The sequence below is a fragment of the Peribacillus sp. CSMR9 genome (assembly GCF_033141925.1).
GTDB lineage: Bacteria > Bacillota > Bacilli > Bacillales > DSM-1321 > Peribacillus > Peribacillus simplex_A.
This window is the reverse complement of the sequence record NZ_JAOPHO010000002.1, coordinates 246,772-265,665: the sequence shown is the minus strand read 5'-3', so window position 1 is coordinate 265,665 and position 18,894 is coordinate 246,772. Positions and strand designations below refer to the sequence as shown.

18 protein-coding genes and 1 pseudogene are annotated in these 18,894 nt (G+C 41.8%); 16 read left to right on the top strand and 3 right to left on the bottom strand.

Translation table 11 applies throughout. From position 1 onward, the window contains the following. Positions 1 to 184: 184 nt before the first annotated feature. Positions 185 to 823: a tRNA (guanosine(46)-N7)-methyltransferase TrmB gene (gene trmB, locus N9I19_RS03100; RefSeq protein WP_317776939.1), complete on the top strand. Its 639-nt coding sequence runs from the start codon at positions 185 to 187 to the stop codon at positions 821 to 823. A 261-nt stretch (positions 824 to 1,084) separates the two neighbouring features. After that, positions 1,085 to 1,930, top strand: coding sequence for a YtnP family quorum-quenching lactonase (locus N9I19_RS03095; protein ID WP_317776938.1), 846 nt, complete (start codon positions 1,085 to 1,087; stop codon positions 1,928 to 1,930). A gap of 48 nt (positions 1,931 to 1,978) precedes the next feature. Here the strand turns inward: N9I19_RS03095 and N9I19_RS03090 are convergent, their stop codons facing one another. Continuing rightward, positions 1,979 to 2,296, bottom strand: a complete 318-nt coding sequence (locus tag N9I19_RS03090; protein WP_125160196.1) for a PepSY domain-containing protein — start codon at positions 2,294 to 2,296, stop codon at positions 1,979 to 1,981. A 177-nt stretch (positions 2,297 to 2,473) separates the two neighbouring features. On the opposite strand from N9I19_RS03090, the gene N9I19_RS03085 reads away from it, so the two are divergent. The 3 genes from N9I19_RS03085 (at position 2,474) to N9I19_RS03075 (ending at position 5,162) form a co-directional block, all read left to right on the top strand. Then, entirely contained in the window at positions 2,474 to 3,547 is a 1,074-nt protein-coding gene (locus N9I19_RS03085; protein ID WP_317776937.1) for a M42 family metallopeptidase, read from the top strand. An 82-nt stretch (positions 3,548 to 3,629) separates the two neighbouring features. Continuing rightward, on the top strand, positions 3,630 to 4,151 hold the full coding sequence (locus N9I19_RS03080) for a DUF84 family protein (protein WP_317776936.1): 522 nt from the start codon (positions 3,630 to 3,632) through the stop codon (positions 4,149 to 4,151). 141 nt (positions 4,152 to 4,292) lie between these two features. Beyond that, positions 4,293 to 5,162, top strand: coding sequence for an AraC family transcriptional regulator (locus tag N9I19_RS03075; RefSeq protein WP_317776935.1), 870 nt, complete (start codon positions 4,293 to 4,295; stop codon positions 5,160 to 5,162). A 142-nt stretch (positions 5,163 to 5,304) separates the two neighbouring features. On the opposite strand, the gene N9I19_RS03070 is transcribed toward N9I19_RS03075, so the two are convergent. Beyond that, positions 5,305 to 5,754 (bottom strand): YtoQ family protein, encoded by a 450-nt coding sequence (locus tag N9I19_RS03070; protein WP_089363612.1) that lies wholly within the window; start codon positions 5,752 to 5,754, stop codon positions 5,305 to 5,307. Positions 5,755 to 5,877: 123 nt separating this feature from the next. Here N9I19_RS03070 and N9I19_RS03065 point away from each other — a divergent pair, with 123 nt between their 5' ends. The 6 genes and pseudogenes from N9I19_RS03065 (at position 5,878) to murC (ending at position 12,905) form a co-directional block, all read left to right on the top strand. Beyond that, on the top strand, positions 5,878 to 6,384 hold the full coding sequence (locus tag N9I19_RS03065; protein ID WP_089363613.1) for a hypothetical protein: 507 nt from the start codon (positions 5,878 to 5,880) through the stop codon (positions 6,382 to 6,384). Between the two features lie 114 nt (positions 6,385 to 6,498). After that, positions 6,499 to 6,810, top strand: coding sequence for a thioredoxin family protein (locus tag N9I19_RS03060; RefSeq protein ID WP_061464419.1), 312 nt, complete (start codon positions 6,499 to 6,501; stop codon positions 6,808 to 6,810). Between the two features lie 50 nt (positions 6,811 to 6,860). Further along, positions 6,861 to 7,667 (top strand): DUF1444 domain-containing protein, encoded by an 807-nt coding sequence (locus N9I19_RS03055; RefSeq protein WP_317776934.1) that lies wholly within the window; start codon positions 6,861 to 6,863, stop codon positions 7,665 to 7,667. Positions 7,668 to 7,869: 202 nt separating this feature from the next. Next, positions 7,870 to 8,076, top strand: a pseudogene (locus tag N9I19_RS25120) (M20/M25/M40 family metallo-hydrolase); the annotation flags it as partial. 422 nt (positions 8,077 to 8,498) lie between these two features. Further along, a complete protein-coding gene (locus N9I19_RS03050) occupies positions 8,499 to 11,315 on the top strand; it encodes a DNA translocase FtsK (protein ID WP_317776933.1) in 2,817 nt (938 codons plus the stop codon). Positions 11,316 to 11,600: 285 nt separating this feature from the next. Then, positions 11,601 to 12,905: a UDP-N-acetylmuramate--L-alanine ligase gene (gene murC, locus N9I19_RS03045; RefSeq protein ID WP_061464415.1), complete on the top strand. Its 1,305-nt coding sequence runs from the start codon at positions 11,601 to 11,603 to the stop codon at positions 12,903 to 12,905. A 52-nt stretch (positions 12,906 to 12,957) separates the two neighbouring features. Here the strand turns inward: murC and N9I19_RS03040 are convergent, their stop codons facing one another. After that, positions 12,958 to 14,070: an aminopeptidase gene (locus N9I19_RS03040; protein ID WP_061464414.1), complete on the bottom strand. Its 1,113-nt coding sequence runs from the start codon at positions 14,068 to 14,070 to the stop codon at positions 12,958 to 12,960. Positions 14,071 to 14,297: 227 nt separating this feature from the next. Between N9I19_RS03040 and N9I19_RS03035 the strand changes: the two genes are divergently transcribed. The 5 genes from N9I19_RS03035 (at position 14,298) to ccpA (ending at position 18,871) form a co-directional block, all read left to right on the top strand. After that, the gene (locus tag N9I19_RS03035) at positions 14,298 to 14,807 is read left to right on the top strand and encodes a DUF948 domain-containing protein (protein WP_061464413.1); all 510 of its coding nucleotides are present in this window, start codon (positions 14,298 to 14,300) and stop codon (positions 14,805 to 14,807) included. Between the two features lie 48 nt (positions 14,808 to 14,855). Beyond that, entirely contained in the window at positions 14,856 to 15,428 is a 573-nt protein-coding gene (locus tag N9I19_RS03030; RefSeq protein ID WP_089363615.1) for a YtxH domain-containing protein, read from the top strand. Between the two features lie 133 nt (positions 15,429 to 15,561). Further along, positions 15,562 to 15,888: a bacillithiol system redox-active protein YtxJ gene (gene ytxJ / locus N9I19_RS03025; protein ID WP_061464411.1), complete on the top strand. Its 327-nt coding sequence runs from the start codon at positions 15,562 to 15,564 to the stop codon at positions 15,886 to 15,888. Between the two features lie 520 nt (positions 15,889 to 16,408). Continuing rightward, positions 16,409 to 17,485 (top strand): bifunctional 3-deoxy-7-phosphoheptulonate synthase/chorismate mutase, encoded by a 1,077-nt coding sequence (locus N9I19_RS03020; RefSeq protein WP_061464410.1) that lies wholly within the window; start codon positions 16,409 to 16,411, stop codon positions 17,483 to 17,485. Positions 17,486 to 17,866: 381 nt separating this feature from the next. Next, positions 17,867 to 18,871, top strand: coding sequence for a catabolite control protein A (ccpA, locus tag N9I19_RS03015; protein ID WP_061464409.1), 1,005 nt, complete (start codon positions 17,867 to 17,869; stop codon positions 18,869 to 18,871). The last annotated feature ends 23 nt before the right edge of the window (positions 18,872 to 18,894 follow it).

Sequence of the window (18,894 nt, the reverse complement as noted above, 5' to 3'; positions counted from 1 at the left end):
TTTATGGTGTGTTTTGCGGAAAGTTTTATACATGAAAACTACAGAGACTGTCGCCTGGATGGCCGGCAGTTTTTTTATTTGTTCAGTGGGTGCATGCAGGCTTTTTACTAAAAAAATCAACTTGCAGGAATCCATCCACTCGTGTTATGGTTTGAACGATTATATTATAAATAGGGGTGTCATCATGCGTTTAAGAAATAAACCTTGGGCTGAAGACCGTTTGAATGATTTTCCACAATATGTAATTCATCAGCCAGTGAGCCATAAAGGTAAATGGCATGAAGTTTTTGGTAACGATAATCCGTTATATATTGAAGTGGGTACGGGGAAAGGCCGTTTCATTACAGAAATGGCAAAAGCCTATCCTGATGTGAATTTCATTGGAATTGAAGTATATAGAAGCGTCATTGTAGCTGCACTGGACTTGCTGATTGAAGCAGAAGTTCCGAATTTAAAGCTGTTGAATGTTGACGCAGCGAACTTAGGCGAATATTTTGCAAAAGGTGACGTGGATCGCGTCTACTTGAATTTCTCTGATCCATGGCCAAAATCACGCCATGCAAAACGTCGGTTAACGTATAAGACATTCCTCGAAGTATATGAAGGAATCCTGCCAGACAATGGCGAGATTCATTTCAAGACGGATAACCAAGGGTTATTCGAATCTTCCTTGAAGAGTATTTCCGAATACGGCATGCTCTTGAAATATGTAAGCCTTGATCTGCATAACAGCAGTTTTGAAGGGAATATCATGACTGAATATGAAGAAAAGTTCTCGAGTAAAGGCAACCGGATATACCGATTGGAAGCAATGTTCCAATAATCATCGTTCAGAAACCAGGTGCATAGCATCTGGTTTTTAGTTTGTTAAAATCAAAAAATGTTCATATCTTCCTTATGTAAAAGACAGGATTAATGCTGTTAATCATCAAGGATGTCAAGGAAACTCAAGAGAGATTATATTGAAATGTATCCACCATTATCGTCCTACTATGGATTTCCTGGATTTACGAGAACGAGATGGATTGTTATCAATTTCAATATTTGGAAGCGGGTGTTAAACTAAAGGAAGAGGAGGGGTAAAATGGAAACGATGCAAATAGGGGAAATTAAATTAACATGGTTGAATGGCGGTGTAACTCACTTGGATGGTGGCGCGATGTTCGGTGTTGTACCGAAACCGCTTTGGGCCAAGAAGTATCCTGTTAACGAAAATAACCAAATCGAGTTACGTACTGATCCGATTTTAGTGCAGGCAAATGGATTGAACATGCTTATAGATTCCGGTATTGGTAATGGAAAGATGAATGACAAGCAAAGACGGAATTTTGGGGTGACGGAGGAATCCAATCTTGTTGAAGATCTTGGCAGACTTGGGATTCAGCCAAATGATATCGATTACATTTTAATGACGCATCTACATTTCGACCATGCCTGCGGTTTAACGAAACGTAAAGATGAAAATTGGGTTCCTGTTTTCGAGCGTGCAGAAATTATTACGACCCAAACTGAATGGAAAGAAATGCAAAACCCGAATATTCGTTCAAAAAGTACATATTGGGCAGAAAACTGGGAGGCTGTCGCTTCTCTTGTTCGTCCTTTTGAAGGGGAGCAAGAAATTACGGACGGCATTAAAATGGTCCATACTGGGGGTCATAGTGATGGACATGCAATCATCATCATTGAAGATGGCGGGGATAGATTGATCCACATGGCAGATATCATGCCGACGCACGCGCATGCGAATGTCCTCTGGGTCCTCGCTTATGACGACTATCCTATGACTTCCATCGAGGCGAAGGAAAAATGGATGAAATCCGGACTCGAAAATGGGTCCTGGTACAGCTTTTACCATGATGCCCACTATTGTGCCATCAAGTGGGATGTAACGGGTAAGGATATAATAGCCGAATTGAAACGGAAACGGTAAGCGGGAAAGCAAAAGGAGGACGTCATTTTGACTGCCCTCCTTTTTGTATCAATCATTTTGTGCATTAAGTTCCAATATCGTTCCTGTAGAGGCATCTGCAATAAATTCGAATTGCTCGCGTTGTCCCTCTGTGTTTCTAGTGATCCCACCTTTGTACACTTCATAGTCCAAATCATTTTTTGTATAGTTTTCCGGCTTCATCAAGATCCATGAGCCATATATATTTCCATCCTTTTTGACTGTTTCCTTCACTTGGGCCAAGACTTTATCCGGAGAAGGTTTACTTGATTGATCCAATATTTGTTTTGTTGCATAGCCAGCGGCAAACCCGGCTGCAGTACCTAGTAAAAACGTTTTCCAATTCATTTATTTCTCCTCCATTGCATTTTTTAAAACCACTCCCACCAGTATACAGAAGAACACATTATTTGACTAATAATTTGAAATTTTAACCATTAACTGATAAATTAGAACTTTCTAGTGTAACATGAAGCTAAGTTCTGTAAAATAGTAAGTAACAATACATAGGTTAGGGGTAAAAAAATGAATCGTGAGACTTTAGAACTATTTAAAACATTGACGGAATTACCAGGAGCCTCGGGAAATGAACATGCAGTTCGGAGTTTCATGAGGAGTGAGCTGGAAAAGTATTCGGATGAAGTCGTTCAAGACCGCCTTGGCGGAATATTTGGCTTAAAAAGAGGGAATGAAGAAGGGCCGACTGTCCTGGTTGCCGGGCATATGGATGAGGTGGGCTTCATGGTCACTTCCGTAACGGAAAATGGAATGATTCGTTTTCAGACCCTTGGAGGCTGGTGGAGTCAAGTGCTTTTGGCCCAAAGAGTCGAAATCATTACCGATAACGGCCCGGTCATTGGTGTAATCGGTTCGATTCCTCCTCATTTGCTTGATGATTCGCAACGCTCAAAACCGATGGATATCAAAAATATGCTGATTGATATCGGGGCGGATGATAAGGAAGACGTGAAGCGAATCGGTATTAAGCCTGGTCAGCAGATTGTACCGATTTGTCCATTCACGCCGATGGCCAATGAGAAAAAAATCCTTGCAAAAGCGTGGGATAATCGTTACGGGTGCGGACTTGCAATCGAATTGTTAAAAGATTTAAAAGATGAAACATTACCGAATATCTTATATTCCGGAGCAACCGTGCAGGAGGAAGTGGGATTACGGGGTGCGCAGACTGCAGCTCATATGATCAAACCGGATCTTTTCTTCGCTTTAGATGCAAGTCCGGCGAATGATATGTCCGGCAGTAAAAGTGAATTTGGCCAGCTAGGGAAAGGGGCACTACTCCGCATTTTTGATCGTTCGATGGTTACGCATCGCGGCATGAGGGAATTCATCCTTGATACGGCAGAATCGAATGATATTCCGTATCAATATTTCGTTTCCCAAGGAGGCACGGATGCAGGGCAGGTCCATATTGCAAATGAAGGAATTCCAAGCGGGGTGATTGGTATTTGCTCCCGCTATATTCATACACATGCATCCATGATTCATATTGATGATTATGCCGCTGCACGTGAACTGATTGGGAAATTGGTTCGTTCCTGCGATAAATCGACATTTGAGACTTTGATAAATAACGGTTGATGGAGGAAGCTGAAATGGAAAGGGATGCTGTCATGTATCCTTTTCCAGCAGCTTTTTTTTACATAGAAGGAAGGTAAGTATATTGAAAATAGCAGTAGGCAGTAAAAATCCGGCGAAAGTAAAGGCAGTGCTTGATGTATATGTAGAAGCTGAAATCATTTCGCTTCAAGTGGAAAGCGGGGTCTCGGACCAGCCATTTTCAGATGAGGAAACGTTGGATGGGGCAATGACACGTGCCCGGAATTGCTTAATTCACAGTGATGCTGAAATCGGTATCGGCCTTGAAGGCGGTGTCGTGAAAATGGAACAGGGCCTATTTCTGTGTAATTGGGGTGCGATGGCCACGAGAGACGGTAAGGTCTTTGTAGCTGGCGGAGCGAGAATCCCACTACCCAAAATTGTTGCTGAGAAGCTGCTGGGCGGTCAAGAGTTGGGCCCGGTGATGGACGCCTTCACAAACCAAGAGAATATTAGTAAAAAGGAAGGGGCGATCGGCGTGTTTACAAATGAGCGAATCACCAGGGGGGAAATGTTCCTTCATATCATGAGGATGCTTGCCGGTCAACACGAGTATAAGCTGAAAATGAAAAAAGAGGATTTTTGAATCATGTCATGACAGAATGCATACTTCGGATCGGCGAATGCGGGTTCGAATCATGAAAAAAGAATACTGCCAAAACAGAGCAGGATCTGACAGGATTTTAATGAGCGGGGTTGCTAGTATAAATGACAAGGGGTGAGCGGAATGGGGTGGGTTGAATCAATCCAGAAGGCGATCGAGTATATCGAGGAGCACTTATTGGAGGATCTGACAATCGAGAGCATTTCCAGGCAAGCGAATGCATCAGCTTTTCATTTTCAAAGGACATTCACCATTTTAACGGATATTTCGATTGGTGAATATATCCGGCGTCGAAGATTGACATTAGCGGCCCAGGAGATTTCATCCACAAATGGCAAGGTCATTGATTTAGCCTACAAGTATGGCTATGACACTCCCGAGGCATTCTCAAAAGCTTTTCGAAGGCAGCATGGAGTATCTCCAAGTGAAGCCCGAAAGTATATGGGGAAGCTGAAATTCTATGAACGCCTGGTGATACAGGTGATTTTGAAAGGGGCAAAACCGATGAAATACAATATCCTCGAAAGGGATTCCTTTCAATTGATTGGAATCAAGCAAGAATTTTCCTTGATTAATGAAGAAAATTTGGTTGGGATTCCGATGTTGTGGGATAAAGTGAATGCGGATGGAACCAGCGATAGGTTAGGGAAGTTGAATAATGGCCAAATAGATGGCTTGATTGGTGTATGTGTCGATAAGCGGGCAGTGGAAAAAAATGAAACTATGGATTATTGGATAGGTGCAGAGTATGCCGGGAAAGTGCCTGAAGAGTTTTCAACACTTACGATACCGGCTTCCAAATGGGTTGTATTTGAAGTTCACGGGCCAATGCCGGATGCCATTCAAAAAGCCTGGAAGCAAATTTTTTCCGAATGGTTCCCTACCAGCGGTTATGAACATGCCGGGACACCTGAATTGGAAGTATATGCGAATGATGACGCATCAAATCCTGATTATTATTCAGAAATTTGGATTCCCATTAGAAAGGGATAAGTTTTAACTCATAAAATATTGTTTTTCGCTTGTAGGGAGATTAGGTTCATCTCACTTTCCCTACAAGCTTTTTATTTGGGTATAGACCTTTTCTCGTTATCAATCAATCCACATAGGGGGTCAAGCTCTTGGCCAGGAAGAATTACCGCCCATCTTCAAAAATATAAGAGAGCACCTTCATGGCTTGGTTCACGGATTCGACCGTGACACTCGCCTTTTCCGATAATTCCTTTAAGGCATGATGATGGGATTCTGAGCGAATCAAAATAAGCGGTTTACCCAGGGAAACGGCGGTGGTAGCGTCCATGGCAGTATTCCACTGTTTATATTTCTCGCCAAACAGAGCGACGACAAGATCAGCTTTTTTCATCATAAGACCTGTCCGCAAATTATTGATTTGGGAAGCGGCGGCATCCTTCAGAATAGGGTTCGGCTGTTCTCCGAGAATATCTTCACCAACATTATCGGAGCGTTCATGGTTTTCCATCGGACCGACAAATTCTAAGGGAAGCTTCAAGGCAGCGGCCTTATCTCTCAACTCACTTCTCCAATTCGAATGAATCTCCCCGGCAAGATACACGGTTAATTTCATAGTTTTCCTCCTCGGTATTTAAATTGCTTTCATTGTATCATGTTTTTTAGAAAATGGATGAATTCCATAAATAAGGATAATAGTATCCATAAGTGAGTACAAGAGAAGGCTGGAGGAATGACGATGGCTTTATCGAATGAAAAATTTCTTGTTTTCGTGTTAATTAGCAGTTTGCTTGTTGGTTGCTCAGGCATCGAGAGACAAACCGAAAAGGCGATGAAGGCTGCTGAAGTGGCTTTTCGTGACGATGAAAAACAGCCCAATATCGAGGCAGGGCTTATTCAGGTCTATCTGCCAAAGGATTTTAATGTAGTAGAAGAACATGAAAATAATTTGATTTTACAAAAAGGTGATAAGGCATATATATTATTTGTCAATCCAAATGAAAAGGAAGACAGCTCCGTATTATTTTTGGCAACAAAGTTGCAGGGGGATCAATATTTAGTGCTGCATTCTTTTCAAAATGATGAAAAATTCGGCTTTATCTCGATAAAAGAGGCATCGAAGGAAAAGTATGAGCTTGCGGTGGGGATCGGTGCGGTCAAGCTGACAACCGAAACGGATAAAGACCACTTAAAAACCGATGCGAAACAAATGATGCAAGTCGTTTCATCTGTGCCCCAAAAATAAAATGCACCCCGAAATTTCCGGCCATTCAACCGATCCATATTAATGGTTGATTCGGGGAGAGTCTGGTATGATGGGATAATATAAACTGTCATTTAGAGCAGGAGGAATATTCAAGTGGAAAATTTACAAACTATTGAGCAATTTGATGCATTAAAAAATGAAGGCAAACATATTTTTCTTTTTTCAGCAGCATGGTGTGGAGATTGCCGTGTAATCGAACCGATAATCCCGGAGATTGAAACGAAATTTCCTGATTTTACGTTCATTCATGTGGACCGTGATGAATTCATCGATGTGTGTGCAGCTAATGATGTATTCGGTATACCAAGTTTCATCGCTTATGATAATGGCAAAGAGCTAGGTAGATTCGTGAGCAGGGACCGAAAAACACAAGAACAAATTGAGGAATTCATTCAATCACTATAATCAATTTCCCCTTCTCGCAGGGGATTTTTCAATGAAGAGGAGGGTCAATCATGAAAATGGACAGCACGAAGCTGAAAAATATCTTGAAGGAACGTTTAAAAGATGTTAATCGCACTTTCAAATTCGATAGCAAGCAAGATACGTTACGTGTGGAAAATGTGAAGACCGGGAAGGGGATCACCATCGAGTTGCCTCCTGTACTTGCTAACTATGAAAATGTACAGGAAAAAGCCATCGATGAAATTACCTATTATGTGGAAGAGGCCCTGAATGTAATGGGGGAAGATCACAGCATGGAAGGCAAGGAGAAGTCCATTTTCCCAGTCATCCGCTCAACCTCCTTTCCTATGGAATCGGAAGACGGAAATCCATTTTTATTCGATGAGCATACGGCTGAAACCCGGATTTTCTATGCCCTTGATTTAGGGAAGACCTACCGCCTTATAGATGAAAAGATGCTTCAACGGGAAAATTGGCAGGGTGACAGGATCCGTGAAATTGCCCTTTTCAATGCCCGTTCCCTCTCAACTGAAATGAAGTCGGATATCGTTGCAGGTAATGCATTTTATTTTTTGAACACGAATGACGGATATGATGCCAGCAGAATCCTAAATGAATCCTGGCTCCGGGAAATGAAGGATAAGGTCGAGGGAACCATGGCCGTGGCCATTCCGCATCAGGATGTCATCATCATTGCCGATGTGAAGAATGATACGGGTTATGATATTCTTGCGCAAATGGCCATGAGCTTCTTTGCCAGCGGTCATGTACCGATAACGGCTCTATCTTTCCTTTATGAAGAAAATGAGCTGGAGCCCATCTTCATTTTGGGTAAAAACAAAAAGCGTGAACTATAATATCTTGCAAAACAAAAGGACCGTGTCAGCATGGAAAAACTCCAGCTTGGCAGCGGTCCTGTTTTTTATGGAGAAGTATATACAAGTTTAATAGAGTTGAACTAAAAGAAAGTGAAGCATTTTCCAACAAGGAACCTGAACTGACTGGTTTCGTGAAAAATAGCCTGGAAAGCATGAATGACAAAGATCTTAAGAAGGTTAGGAATTTCCGATTTTCTCAGGTTCAGAAGATTTTTCGTATTATGCAGAAAAGATTCCAGGCTGCTTCTTTTACATCGGCTGTAAACCGAAAGGGATGGAGAAGGCATAATTCAATCACCATCCTAAATTCGATATTGATGAAGATGCCCTTTTGATCGCTTCCAAATCAGTGGCGCAGGTTGTAAGCAGCTTTTATGAATGGGAATAGTACCATTGGTCTTTTTTTGCAAAAAAACGTTAGAACCCACAAAACACCGTTCAGTATTAACGAACGGTGTTTTATAGGCTTCGGCAGTTTGGATGCCACCGGAGGTTCCATGAAGGATGATGCAATGATTTGACCAGTCTCCACCCGGTTTGCATGTAAACTTAATCTCATTGTAAACGTGATTTAACAGCGGTGTTTTATTTTAATAGTAGACTAGAGGCTGAGGGTATTTCACAATGGATAGGTTTAAACTCATTCAACAAGGGGTTTAATAGGATAGGAGTTCTGCGGAATAGGTAGAGTTAGTAAAGAAAACGAAAAAAAGCAGATACAAATCCCAATTTAGCTTAAATTTTCTCGATATTTTAAAAATAACTGGTAGAATTAGTTACATAACTACAGATGTAGAAAGAGTGATACGTTTGAAATGGCTAAATAAGATGAAAAAATGGTTCCAAGCAGAGGAAATTATTGAAATCGAAGAAATTATTATAGATGAACCGCTTGATGAAGAGACATTAAGAAATATGGATTTTTCGAAGCTACCGAAGTCAAAGAAAGAAGAAATAAAAGTTTACAATCAAACAGTGGAAAAAATGTCACAGACTCCAGATCCGGATACGAAAATCCTGTTTCAATATCCCAAAGGACAGTTCAAGTTTCCGCTCATTCCTGACCGGGAGCAGAAAAAAAGAAAGCCTAGGGAAAGAAACCGGGAAAATCACGAACCAGAGCAGGGGAATGTGACCAAAGAAACGAGAAGGCCTGTTAGGGATCCCGAAACAAAACGGAGAAGCTTAGATCGGGAGCAAAACTCGAAAATAGTCCCTTCAAATACTCCATTCCGCCCAACGGAAATCCCTTCACCCATTTATGGGTTCCGCCGTCCGGAAAAAAAGATAGTCCCTTCTGAAGGAATTGTCGAATATGAATTAGAAAGCAAATTGCCCGTCATTAATAAAGAAGAACCCGATATTGAGATTCCAGGATCCATCCCTGAAACCCCAAAAGCCTTTGAGGAATTGACGATAAAACCATCTGTTCTTGTACAAGAGCAAGCGGAAAAAAAAAGGGAAGGGGCGGAGATACCCGCTTTCTTTCGTAAGAAGTCCATTGAGGCACGACCTGAAGAAGCAGTAAGTGAGCCTGTTATAGATGAGCATGCGGAAGAAAAAGAGTCTTATGAACAGGACCCAATTGATTTTGGACGCGAAGTCGCTGTATCCATCATGGACAAGCCGGCTGAAGCTATATCGGTCCCGGTACAATCGACTCAACCACCTGTAAGTCACGGGATCCATCCAGAAAGTGATCCATCAGAGGCAAAACCGGAAGAACATCCTAATCGTCCGAAAAAACATATCCCATTTAATGTGATGATGCTTAAGAAAGACCGGGAAAAAAATGAGTTCATGAATAAAATTTTGCCGGAAAAAAAAAGCCCTAATGCCGAAAGGGTAATCGTTTCACCTGATAAGCGATCTCTGATCAATGCTGATGAAACGGAGGCAGGACAAGCGAAATCATCCTCCATTCCTGAACGGAAACCGGAGGATGGCAAAGTTATGTCGAAGGAGGAGACTCCGGTCATTCAAGAACCCTCAACCTTAGTGGATACTGAATATGGCAACGTAACGGTCGCAGTGCCTGACAAAACAGCTGAATCCAATATCGGTTCGACTCCTGTCTTTAAGCCTTCATTTGAACAGGGGCATCACATTTCTGAAAATGGGAATCAAGAAGCTGATAATACAGAGGCTTCAGCAGAAGGTTGGCAGAGCGATACCCCGGAAGTGTTTGGTTCCGTTGAAGCCGATGATAATCCATACTATGTGTTTCCGAATATCGAGTTGCTGACACCTCCCACTTATGCTGTGCATGATGATGAGTGGCTCGAAGAACAGACTTTATTACTTGATGAGACCTTGAAAAACTTCAATGTCCGTGCTAAGGTCGTCAATGTCACTCAAGGACCGGCAGTAACCCGATTCGAGGTGCATCCGGAACCCGGTGTGAAGGTGAATAAAGTGACGAACCTGATGGATGACATCAAATTAAGCCTTGCCGCTCAGGATATGCGGATGGAAGCGCCTATACCGGGTAAACATACAATTGGAATCGAGATTCCGAACAGGAAAAGCAAGCCGGTATTTTTGCGGGAGGTTTTGGAAAGTAATGAGTTTCAAGAGCATGAATCACCGCTTGCTGTGGCTTTGGGTCTAGATATATCCGGTCAGCCGATAATCACGGATTTGAGGAAGATGCCGCATGGATTGATAGCCGGGCAAACGGGATCGGGGAAAAGTGTCTGTATCAACACCATGCTGGTAAGCTTGCTGTATAAAGCGACGCCGCAGGAGTTGAAATTGCTGTTGATCGATCCCAAAATGGTCGAACTTGCCCCATATAATCGAATCCCGCATTTGGTCAGTCCAGTCATAACCGATGTAAAAGCGGCTACGGCCGCGCTTAAATGGGCGGTAGAGGAAATGGAACGGCGTTATGAATTGTTTGTACATGCCGGTGTACGTGATATCACCCGCTTTAATGACCAAGCGGAAAAAGCCGGTCAATTTTCAAGCAAGCTGCCTTATATCCTAGTGATCATCGATGAGCTTGCGGATCTAATGATGATGTCCCCGGCTGATGTAGAGGAAGCGATTTGCCGGATTGCTCAAAAGGCCCGGGCCTGTGGCATTCATTTGATTGTAGCCACTCAGAGACCGTCTGTCGATGTCATAACTGGATTGATCAAGGCAAATATCCCGACAAGGATCGCTTTTTCGGTTTCTTCACAAGTCGACTCCCGTACGATCATCGATAGCGGAGGTGCGGAAAAACTGTTGGGAAGAGGCGATATGTTATTTGCTGAAAACGGCTCTTCAAAAACGGTTCGCCTGCAAGGGACTTTTGTAAGTGATGAAGAAATCGATCAAGTTGTCAACCATGTCAAACTGGAGCAGCAGCCTAAATATCTGTTTGAACAGGAAGACTTGTTGAACAGGGCCCAGGTCACGGAAGAAGCGGATGAACTATTTTTCGAGGCATGTGAATTTGTCGTGAGCCAACAGGCTGCATCTGCATCGAGTGTCCAAAGGCGCTTCCGTGTCGGTTACAACCGTGCGGCGCGTTTAATAGAAATGATGGAGCAGCAAGGAGTCGTTTCTGAATCCAGGGGCTCAAGGCCCAGGGATGTTTTGATTTCGGAAGAAGAACTGGAATTTTTACATGTTAATTAAGAGAACCTATTAAAAGGAAATTGTATATAATGTAAAAGGGTGAAAACCTTGTTATTATCACGTTAATTGAGGCAAAAGCCAATGATTTTATAAATTGGAACCTCCCTGACATGGATGAATGAATAAAAAAGTGATATAATAGTTTTTTGTTGATGAATGATTGAAAATATAAGCATGAAAAACTATGAAGAAATTGCGTTTCTAACAAGTCTCGTAATGAAAAAACAAATAAAAGATGACGTCATATACTGTCATACAGGTAGACGATTGGTGGAGGTTCGCTTTATGACTGCTTACCATTTTGTGGGAATTAAAGGGTCGGGTATGAGTGCTCTTGCACAAATACTGCATGATATGAATATTGAAGTGCAGGGTTCCGACTACGAAAAAGAATTTTTTACACAATTGGCATTAGAAAAAGCCGGGATTAAAATCCTTCCTTTTAACGAGGAAAATATTCAACCTGGAATGACCATCATTGCAGGAAATGCGTTTCCGGATAGTCATCCGGAAATCATGAAGGCAAAGGAACTTGGTTTGCCGATCATCCGTTATCACCGTTTCCTAGGTGATTTCATGAAAAACTTTATCAGCGTGGCGGTTACGGGAGCGCATGGTAAAACATCGACGACCGGCTTACTGGCCCATGTAATGGGCGGGCCTAAACCGACATCCTTTTTGATTGGGGATGGAACGGGTAAAGGAATCGTGAATTCTGATTACTTCGTATTCGAAGCATGTGAATATCGCCGTCATTTCCTTTCATATTATCCGGATTATGCAATCATGACGAATATCGATTTTGACCATCCTGATTATTACGCCAATGTCGAAGACGTGTTCGAGGCTTTCCAAACGATGGCCCTTCAAGTCAACAAAGGCATTTTTGCGTGCGGGGATGATGAGCATTTACCACATATTCAGGCTAAAGTACCAGTTATTTTTTACGGATTTGCAGAAGGAAATGATTTCCAAGCGAAAAATGTTTCCGTCACTCCGGATGGCACCACTTTTGATGTGCACGTAAGGAACAATTACTATGATACATTCACTATTCCTACCTTTGGAAAGCATAATGTGTTGAACGCACTTGGTGTCATTGCACTTTGTAAATATGAAAACTTGGATAAAGAAGCTGTGAAAGCCCAATTGCGGACTTTTGGCGGAGTTAAACGCAGGTTCTCCGAAAAGGAAATCGGAAGCCAGATCATCATTGATGATTATGCGCATCATCCGACTGAAATTTCGGCAACTGTTGACTCTGCTCGTCAAAAATATCCAGAGCGTGAGGTTGTTGCGGTATTCCAACCGCATACTTTCTCGAGAACGCAGGCATTCCTGGATGAATTTGCTGACAGTTTGAATTTGGCCGACAAAGTATACTTATGTGAAATTTTTGGATCTGCCCGTGAACATCAAGGGAAGTTGTCGATTGAGGACCTTCAAGATAAAATTCCAGGTGCCGAGCTGATAACGGAGAACACAACTGCAATATTGCAAAATCATGAAAACAGTGTCGTGTTATTCATGGGTGCGGGGGACATTCAGAAGTTCCAAGCAGCCTACGAGCATTCACTGCAGGTAAAATAAAAAAACGACCGATCCGTTAGCACGGGTCGGTCGTTTTTTATTGGAATTTTTGTTATTTTAAATTTTCTGGATTTAAATTTTCCAGTTCGGGTAAAACGAAGCGCCCGTCCTTACGTATCAAGACGTCATCAAAATGGATTTCCCCTCCGCCGTATTCTGGGCGTTGAATGTTGACCAGGTCCCAGTGAATGTCGGAATGGTTTCCGTTAAAGGCATCATCATAGCATTGTCCGGGAGTGAAATGAAAACTTCCATCAATTTTTTCATCAAAGAGGATATCTTGCATCGGGTGTAGAATATAAGGATTTACACCAATTGCAAATTCACCGACATATCGTGCGCCTTCATCAGTATCAAAAATTTTGTTGATGCGATCCGTATCATTCGCAGCCGCTTCAACGATTTTTCCATCCTTGAATGTTAACTTCACGTTTTCAAAAGTAAAGCCCTGATAAGGGGACGGAGTATTATACGAAATCACTCCATTGATGGAATCTTTAACAGGAGCCGTATATACTTCACCGTCAGGAATGTTCAGCTCACCTGCACATTTGATGGCTTTAATGTCTTTGATGGAGAAGGTTAGATCCGTTCCGGGCCCGGTTAAGCGGACCTTATCCGTTTTATCCATCAATTCGACAAGACTGTCCATTGCTGCGCTCATTTTGCCATAGTCGAGGTTGCAGACTTCGAAATAAAAGTCTTCAAATGCTTCAGTGCTCATTTTGGCTAATTGGGCCATGGAATTTGTCGGGTAGCGAAGTACGACCCATTTTGTTTTTGGCACGCGGATATTTCTATGTACTTTACCGACTGTCTGTCCATGAATCGCCATCTTCTCTGGAGGGACATCGGATTGTTCATTGATATTATCCCCGGCACGAAGCCCGATATAGGCATCCATCTGGTTCATTACGTTTGCTTCAAACTCACCCATCATCTTGTACTGTTCTTCTTTGGCACCCATCAACAAGGCACGATCGACTTGGTGATCCTTTAAAAGGACGAATGGGTAACCACCAGCTGCATAGGCTTCATTCACAAGGGCGTTAACAAGTTCACGCTGCAATCCAAAGTTTTCGATCAAGATTCTTTCACCTTTTTGAAGCTTCACGGAATAATTGATTAAATTTTTAGCCAATGTTTCAATTCTGGGATCTTTCATAAAAATACCTCCATTGTTTAAATTCGACTTATCTTTCTATCATACCCGATTTCCAGCCATAAGTGTCACCCCATGAATTTCATGGAGGAACTGGATGCAGGCAACAATATTTCCAGATTAGGGTTTGATGGGGTATATTGAAAAAATAAATACGTTTATAATAATAGGGAAGGGGTAATTAATATCTAACAGCTACTAAATAAGTCGATTTTTTCGGAGGTGTTCCAATGGAGATTATTTTATACGTAAGTGCTGCTGTTGCAGCGATAGCCTTTTTGGTCCTTGTTATTTTCCTGACAAAGGTACTGACATCGCTTCAAACAACCCTGGACAGTGTGGCCCGGACGCTGACAGGACTAGAGAGCCAAATGCAGGGCATAACGCTCGAAACTACCCAGTTATTACATAAAACGAATACGTTGGCTGAAGATTTGCAGCAAAAGTCAGAAAACCTGAACACGGTGGTGGATGCCGTGAAGGATGTAGGTACATCCATCTCAAGCTTTAATTCTTCCATCCAAAAGGTTTCCCATAAAGTGCAGGCTGAGATTGATAATAATCAAGAACGAATCTCACAGATTGTACAATGGAGTAATGTAGCTTTAGAGATTAGGGATAAATGGAAGACTAGAAGCAAACAGGCTGCCCCAACCCCAACTGAAAGTGCGGAATTAGAAAGGGAAGCACTGGAAACCGATAACCTGCCTAAAAAAAGGTTTTTACGTTCTAGATCATAAAATCTAGTTATATAAAAAATGAACTGAAAATTGAAAGGGGAATGTATTATGACTCAAAAAGAATTTCAGACAAAGGACTATCAGAAATCATATGAGGACGAACGCGACTCGATCAATTCTAAGGACTTTATGATTGGCGCCTTGATCGGCGGGATGATCGGAGCTGCCACTGCTTTGTTCATGGCTCCCAAAACAGGCAAGGAACTAAGGAACGATTTCAATGAACAAGCTAAAAACATTTCAGAGAAAACGGAAAGATTAAGACAAACGGCGATGGAAAAAGGTACGGTTCTTGCTGATACTGCAAAAGAAAAAACAAGCTCCGTAACGGAAATCGTTTCAAATAAATCTTCAAATATCGTTAATAAAGTGAAAAGCCTAAAAACGGGAAAAGAAAACGGCGACTCTGCTGATGATACGACAAATTCGAGCAATAAGGATATAGATGTGACGGGAACTTCCGATTCTCCTATCGTATCTGTAGAAACGAATTTTGCTAACGGCAGCAACCCGGAAACTGATCCTGCCGATCCTACAAGCGGAAACAAGAATACGGCAAAATTAAAACTTGATGAAGCGAAAAAGGCATTTGATGAAACAGAGAATAAACTAACGAAATAAATTCTTGACCCTCCATTCTTTTAAAAGGGATGAAGTGACATAAAGTTACGTAGAATAAGGCGGTGAAGCGCTTCGATGGCTTCACCGCCTTTTTGATGGTAAAATTTATATGTACAAGGAAAGGAGATGCATTATGAAGATTACCAAAATTGAAACAGAAGAACAATTCAATCAGCTTTTAAAAGAGGATACTTTCCTACTTTTCAAGCATAGCGTAACATGCCCGGTCAGTGCTGAAGCATATGAACAATATGAAAAGTACATCTTAGAGAACGAACAACTTAAAACGGCCTATTTAGCCGTTCAGGAAGCTCGTCCACTATCCAATTATGTGGCAGAAACATTTGATATCAAACATCAATCACCTCAGGCCATCCTTTTTAAAAGTGGAAAACCGGCCTGGAATGAATCTCATTGGCGGATTACATATGATTCATTGAGCAAAGCCATTAATGAATGATTGATAAAGGCCGGATCCCTTAGGTAGGGGATCCGGCCTTTTATTATTCCATTGATTGGCGGGCCTAAGGATGTTAATCCTGGGGAAACCTATTCTAGGGAGGCCCTTTCGTAAAGACTCTTTAAATATTTCTCGGCTTCGGACAAGTGGCAGAAGATTTAAACTTTTCTATGTTCTTGTGAAAAATGATCAATTAAATGATAGCTTTCCTGTTCTATTTCCAATATAATTCCTACAACGGATCGTGTTTCAATATTCTGTGTAACCATTTTTCTGGCATGAGCGGCACCTAGTTTTAAGTATTTATAACTTTAATGCTTAAAAGCGTTTAATTATTAAAGAAAAATATAGTGACATTTATGGACACTTCATTTATAATTGATTTAATCATACATGAAATATTCTAAATTTTTCATTGATAAAACAATCGGAGTGGATGTTCGAGGGTCCGGATGGGATTTTTTTAGTTTGAATCCGCTGAACCGATTTCTATTTTAAAAAACGAAGGGATGGATTTGTAATGAGCAACAAAGAGCTTGATGGACTTCGTAATCAACTGGATGATGTGAACCTTCAGTTATTACATCTTATTAATCAACGTGCTGAACTTGTACAGGAAATTGGTCGCGTTAAAGAAAAACAAGGTGTAAACCGTTACGATCCGGTCCGTGAAAGAACAATGCTGGATCTTATCGAAGCTAATCATCAAGGACCGCTTGATCTTGGTTCGATTAAACATATTTTCAAAGAAATCTTCAAATTGGGCTTGGAGCTTCAAAAAGACGATCAGAAGAAAACGCTTCTTGTATCTAGAAAACAAAAGGCTGAAGACACTATCATCGACATTAAGGGTGAATTGGTCGGTAATGGAATCCCGAGCTTCGTTTTCGGACCATGTGCCGTTGAATCTTATGAACAAACTGCTGCGGTGGCGGAAGTCATTAAAGCTAAAGGTTTGAAATTGATGCGCGGAGGTGCATTTAAGCCACGTACATCACCATACGACTTCCAAGGACTTGGTTTGGAGGGCTTACAAATACTTAAACGTGTTGCTGACGAATACGGCTTGGCCGTCATCAGTGAAATCGTGAGCGCTAACGATATCGAAGCGGCGATCGATCATATTGATGTCATCCAAATCGGAGCACGCAACATGCAAAACTTCGACTTGCTAAAAGCGGCTGGTGCCGTAAATAAACCAGTTCTTTTAAAACGCGGACTGGCTGCAACGATTGAAGAGTTCATTCATGCAGCGGAATATATCATGTCGCAGGGCAATGGCAACATAATCCTTTGTGAACGCGGTATCCGTACTTACGAAAAAGCAACAAGAAACACACTTGATATCTCTGCCGTACCGATTTTAAAACAAGAAACCCATTTACCGGTCATGGTTGATGTGACGCATTCCACTGGACGTCGCGACCTCTTGCTTCCGACGGCTAAAGCGGCGCTTGCAATCGGTGCTGACGGTGTAATGGCAGAAGTGCATCCAGACCCATCTGTTGCTTTATCGGATTCTGCACAGCAAATGGACTTCAAACAATTTGATGAATTCTACGATGAAATTAAACGTTTGAATTGGGTAACTGTATAAGCTGGAAAGTCTTTAAAATATCTACTTACGGCCCTTACCTCCTTGGCAAGGGCTATTTTTAATGGTAAAATACTTGTTTTTACAGAAAAAGCATCGAAATAGGCACTATTGGATTGCAGGAAAGATTCGACTATCGTATGATAAATAACAAGAATGAGAACTGTTCGGAAGATTGAGTCATACATAAAGTGATATCTATGTGAATTTTATACTTGAAAAGGGTATTGAATCTTTGACTGAGAAGAGAGTAGGACTGCATTTTTTGTTAGGCAGATCGTTCCTAAAATAATCTTCCTTATAGAGGAAAACGCATAAAAGAATTTTTCCCGAAATAATTCGGGTCTTTTATGGGGAAAATGAAAGAAATGGAGGAATGGATGAATGAATAATATAACCATTTATGATGTGGCGCGTGAGGCGAATGTTTCCATGGCCACCGTTTCCCGTGTAGTTAACGGGAATCCGAATGTAAAGCCTGCAACAAGGAAGAAAGTTTCGGATGTGATTGAGAAGTTAGGGTACCGTCCCAATGCAGTGGCAAGGGGTCTTGCCAGCAAGAAAACGACAACAGTCGGGGTCATAATTCCGGATATCTCGAGCATCTTTTTTGCCGAATTGGCACGAGGCATAGAAGATATAGCCACCATGTATAAATACAATATCATTCTAAGCAGTTCCGATGAGAATATAGATAAGGAATTCCATTTGTTGAATACGATGCTTGGAAAACAAGTGGATGGTATTGTATTCATGGGCGGTAACATTTCTGATGAGCATGTCAAAGAGTTTAAGAATTCACCCGTTCCAATCGTTCTGGCAGGTTCGGTGGATGAAAGCGGACAAGTTCCATCGGTTAATATTGATTATGAGGCGGCGGCATTCGACGCAGTGACCTTCTTTGCTAAAAAAGGCCACAAGCATATCGCTTTTGTAAGCGGAAATCCTTCCGCGCTGATTGATGAAAAGAAATTGACTGGTTATAAACGAGGGTTGAAAGAAGCTGGGCTTACTTTCGATGAAAGCTATATTGTTGAAGGCGATTATACATATGATTCAGGAATCGAATCTTTTGAAAAGTCACTGGAAGCTGAAGAGAAACCGACGGCATTCATCGCCAGTGCTGATGAAATGGCGCTTGGAATTGTCCATGCGGCACAGGACAAAGGGTATAATGTACCGGAAGACTTTGAAGTGATCAGCTTCGACAACACGAGATTGACATTGATGGTGCGACCGCAAATCACGACGATCGTTCAACCTTTATATGATATTGGTGCCGTTGCGATGAGGCTTCTAACAAAGTTGATGAATAAAGAAGAAGTGGAGGAAGGTCATGAAAAAGTGATCCTGCCACATCGGATTGAAAATCGTCAATCAACGAAATAAGCTGGTTTGGAGAGTGTCCTGGG

Excerpts from the sequence above, each read along its gene's own strand:
- N9I19_RS03065 (WP_089363613.1), top strand. The coding sequence starts at position 5,878 with ATGGCTTTATCGAATGAAAAATTTCTTGTTTTCGTGTTAATTAGCAGT.
- N9I19_RS03035 (WP_061464413.1), top strand. The coding sequence starts at position 14,298 with ATGGAGATTATTTTATACGTAAGTGCTGCTGTTGCAGCGATAGCCTTT.
- ccpA (WP_061464409.1), top strand. The coding sequence starts at position 17,867 with ATGAATAATATAACCATTTATGATGTGGCGCGTGAGGCGAATGTTTCC.
- murC (WP_061464415.1), top strand. The coding sequence starts at position 11,601 with ATGACTGCTTACCATTTTGTGGGAATTAAAGGGTCGGGTATGAGTGCT.
- N9I19_RS03055 (WP_317776934.1), top strand. The coding sequence starts at position 6,861 with ATGAAAATGGACAGCACGAAGCTGAAAAATATCTTGAAGGAACGTTTA.
- N9I19_RS03070 (WP_089363612.1), bottom strand. The coding sequence starts at position 5,754 with ATGAAATTAACCGTGTATCTTGCCGGGGAGATTCATTCGAATTGGAGA.
- N9I19_RS03040 (WP_061464414.1), bottom strand. The coding sequence starts at position 14,070 with ATGAAAGATCCCAGAATTGAAACATTGGCTAAAAATTTAATCAATTAT.
- N9I19_RS03075 (WP_317776935.1), top strand. The coding sequence starts at position 4,293 with ATGGGGTGGGTTGAATCAATCCAGAAGGCGATCGAGTATATCGAGGAG.
- N9I19_RS03085 (WP_317776937.1), top strand. The coding sequence starts at position 2,474 with ATGAATCGTGAGACTTTAGAACTATTTAAAACATTGACGGAATTACCA.
- N9I19_RS03095 (WP_317776938.1), top strand. The coding sequence starts at position 1,085 with ATGGAAACGATGCAAATAGGGGAAATTAAATTAACATGGTTGAATGGC.
- N9I19_RS03020 (WP_061464410.1), top strand. The coding sequence starts at position 16,409 with ATGAGCAACAAAGAGCTTGATGGACTTCGTAATCAACTGGATGATGTG.
- ytxJ (WP_061464411.1), top strand. The coding sequence starts at position 15,562 with ATGAAGATTACCAAAATTGAAACAGAAGAACAATTCAATCAGCTTTTA.
- trmB (WP_317776939.1), top strand. The coding sequence starts at position 185 with ATGCGTTTAAGAAATAAACCTTGGGCTGAAGACCGTTTGAATGATTTT.
- N9I19_RS03090 (WP_125160196.1), bottom strand. The coding sequence starts at position 2,296 with ATGAATTGGAAAACGTTTTTACTAGGTACTGCAGCCGGGTTTGCCGCT.
- N9I19_RS03030 (WP_089363615.1), top strand. The coding sequence starts at position 14,856 with ATGACTCAAAAAGAATTTCAGACAAAGGACTATCAGAAATCATATGAG.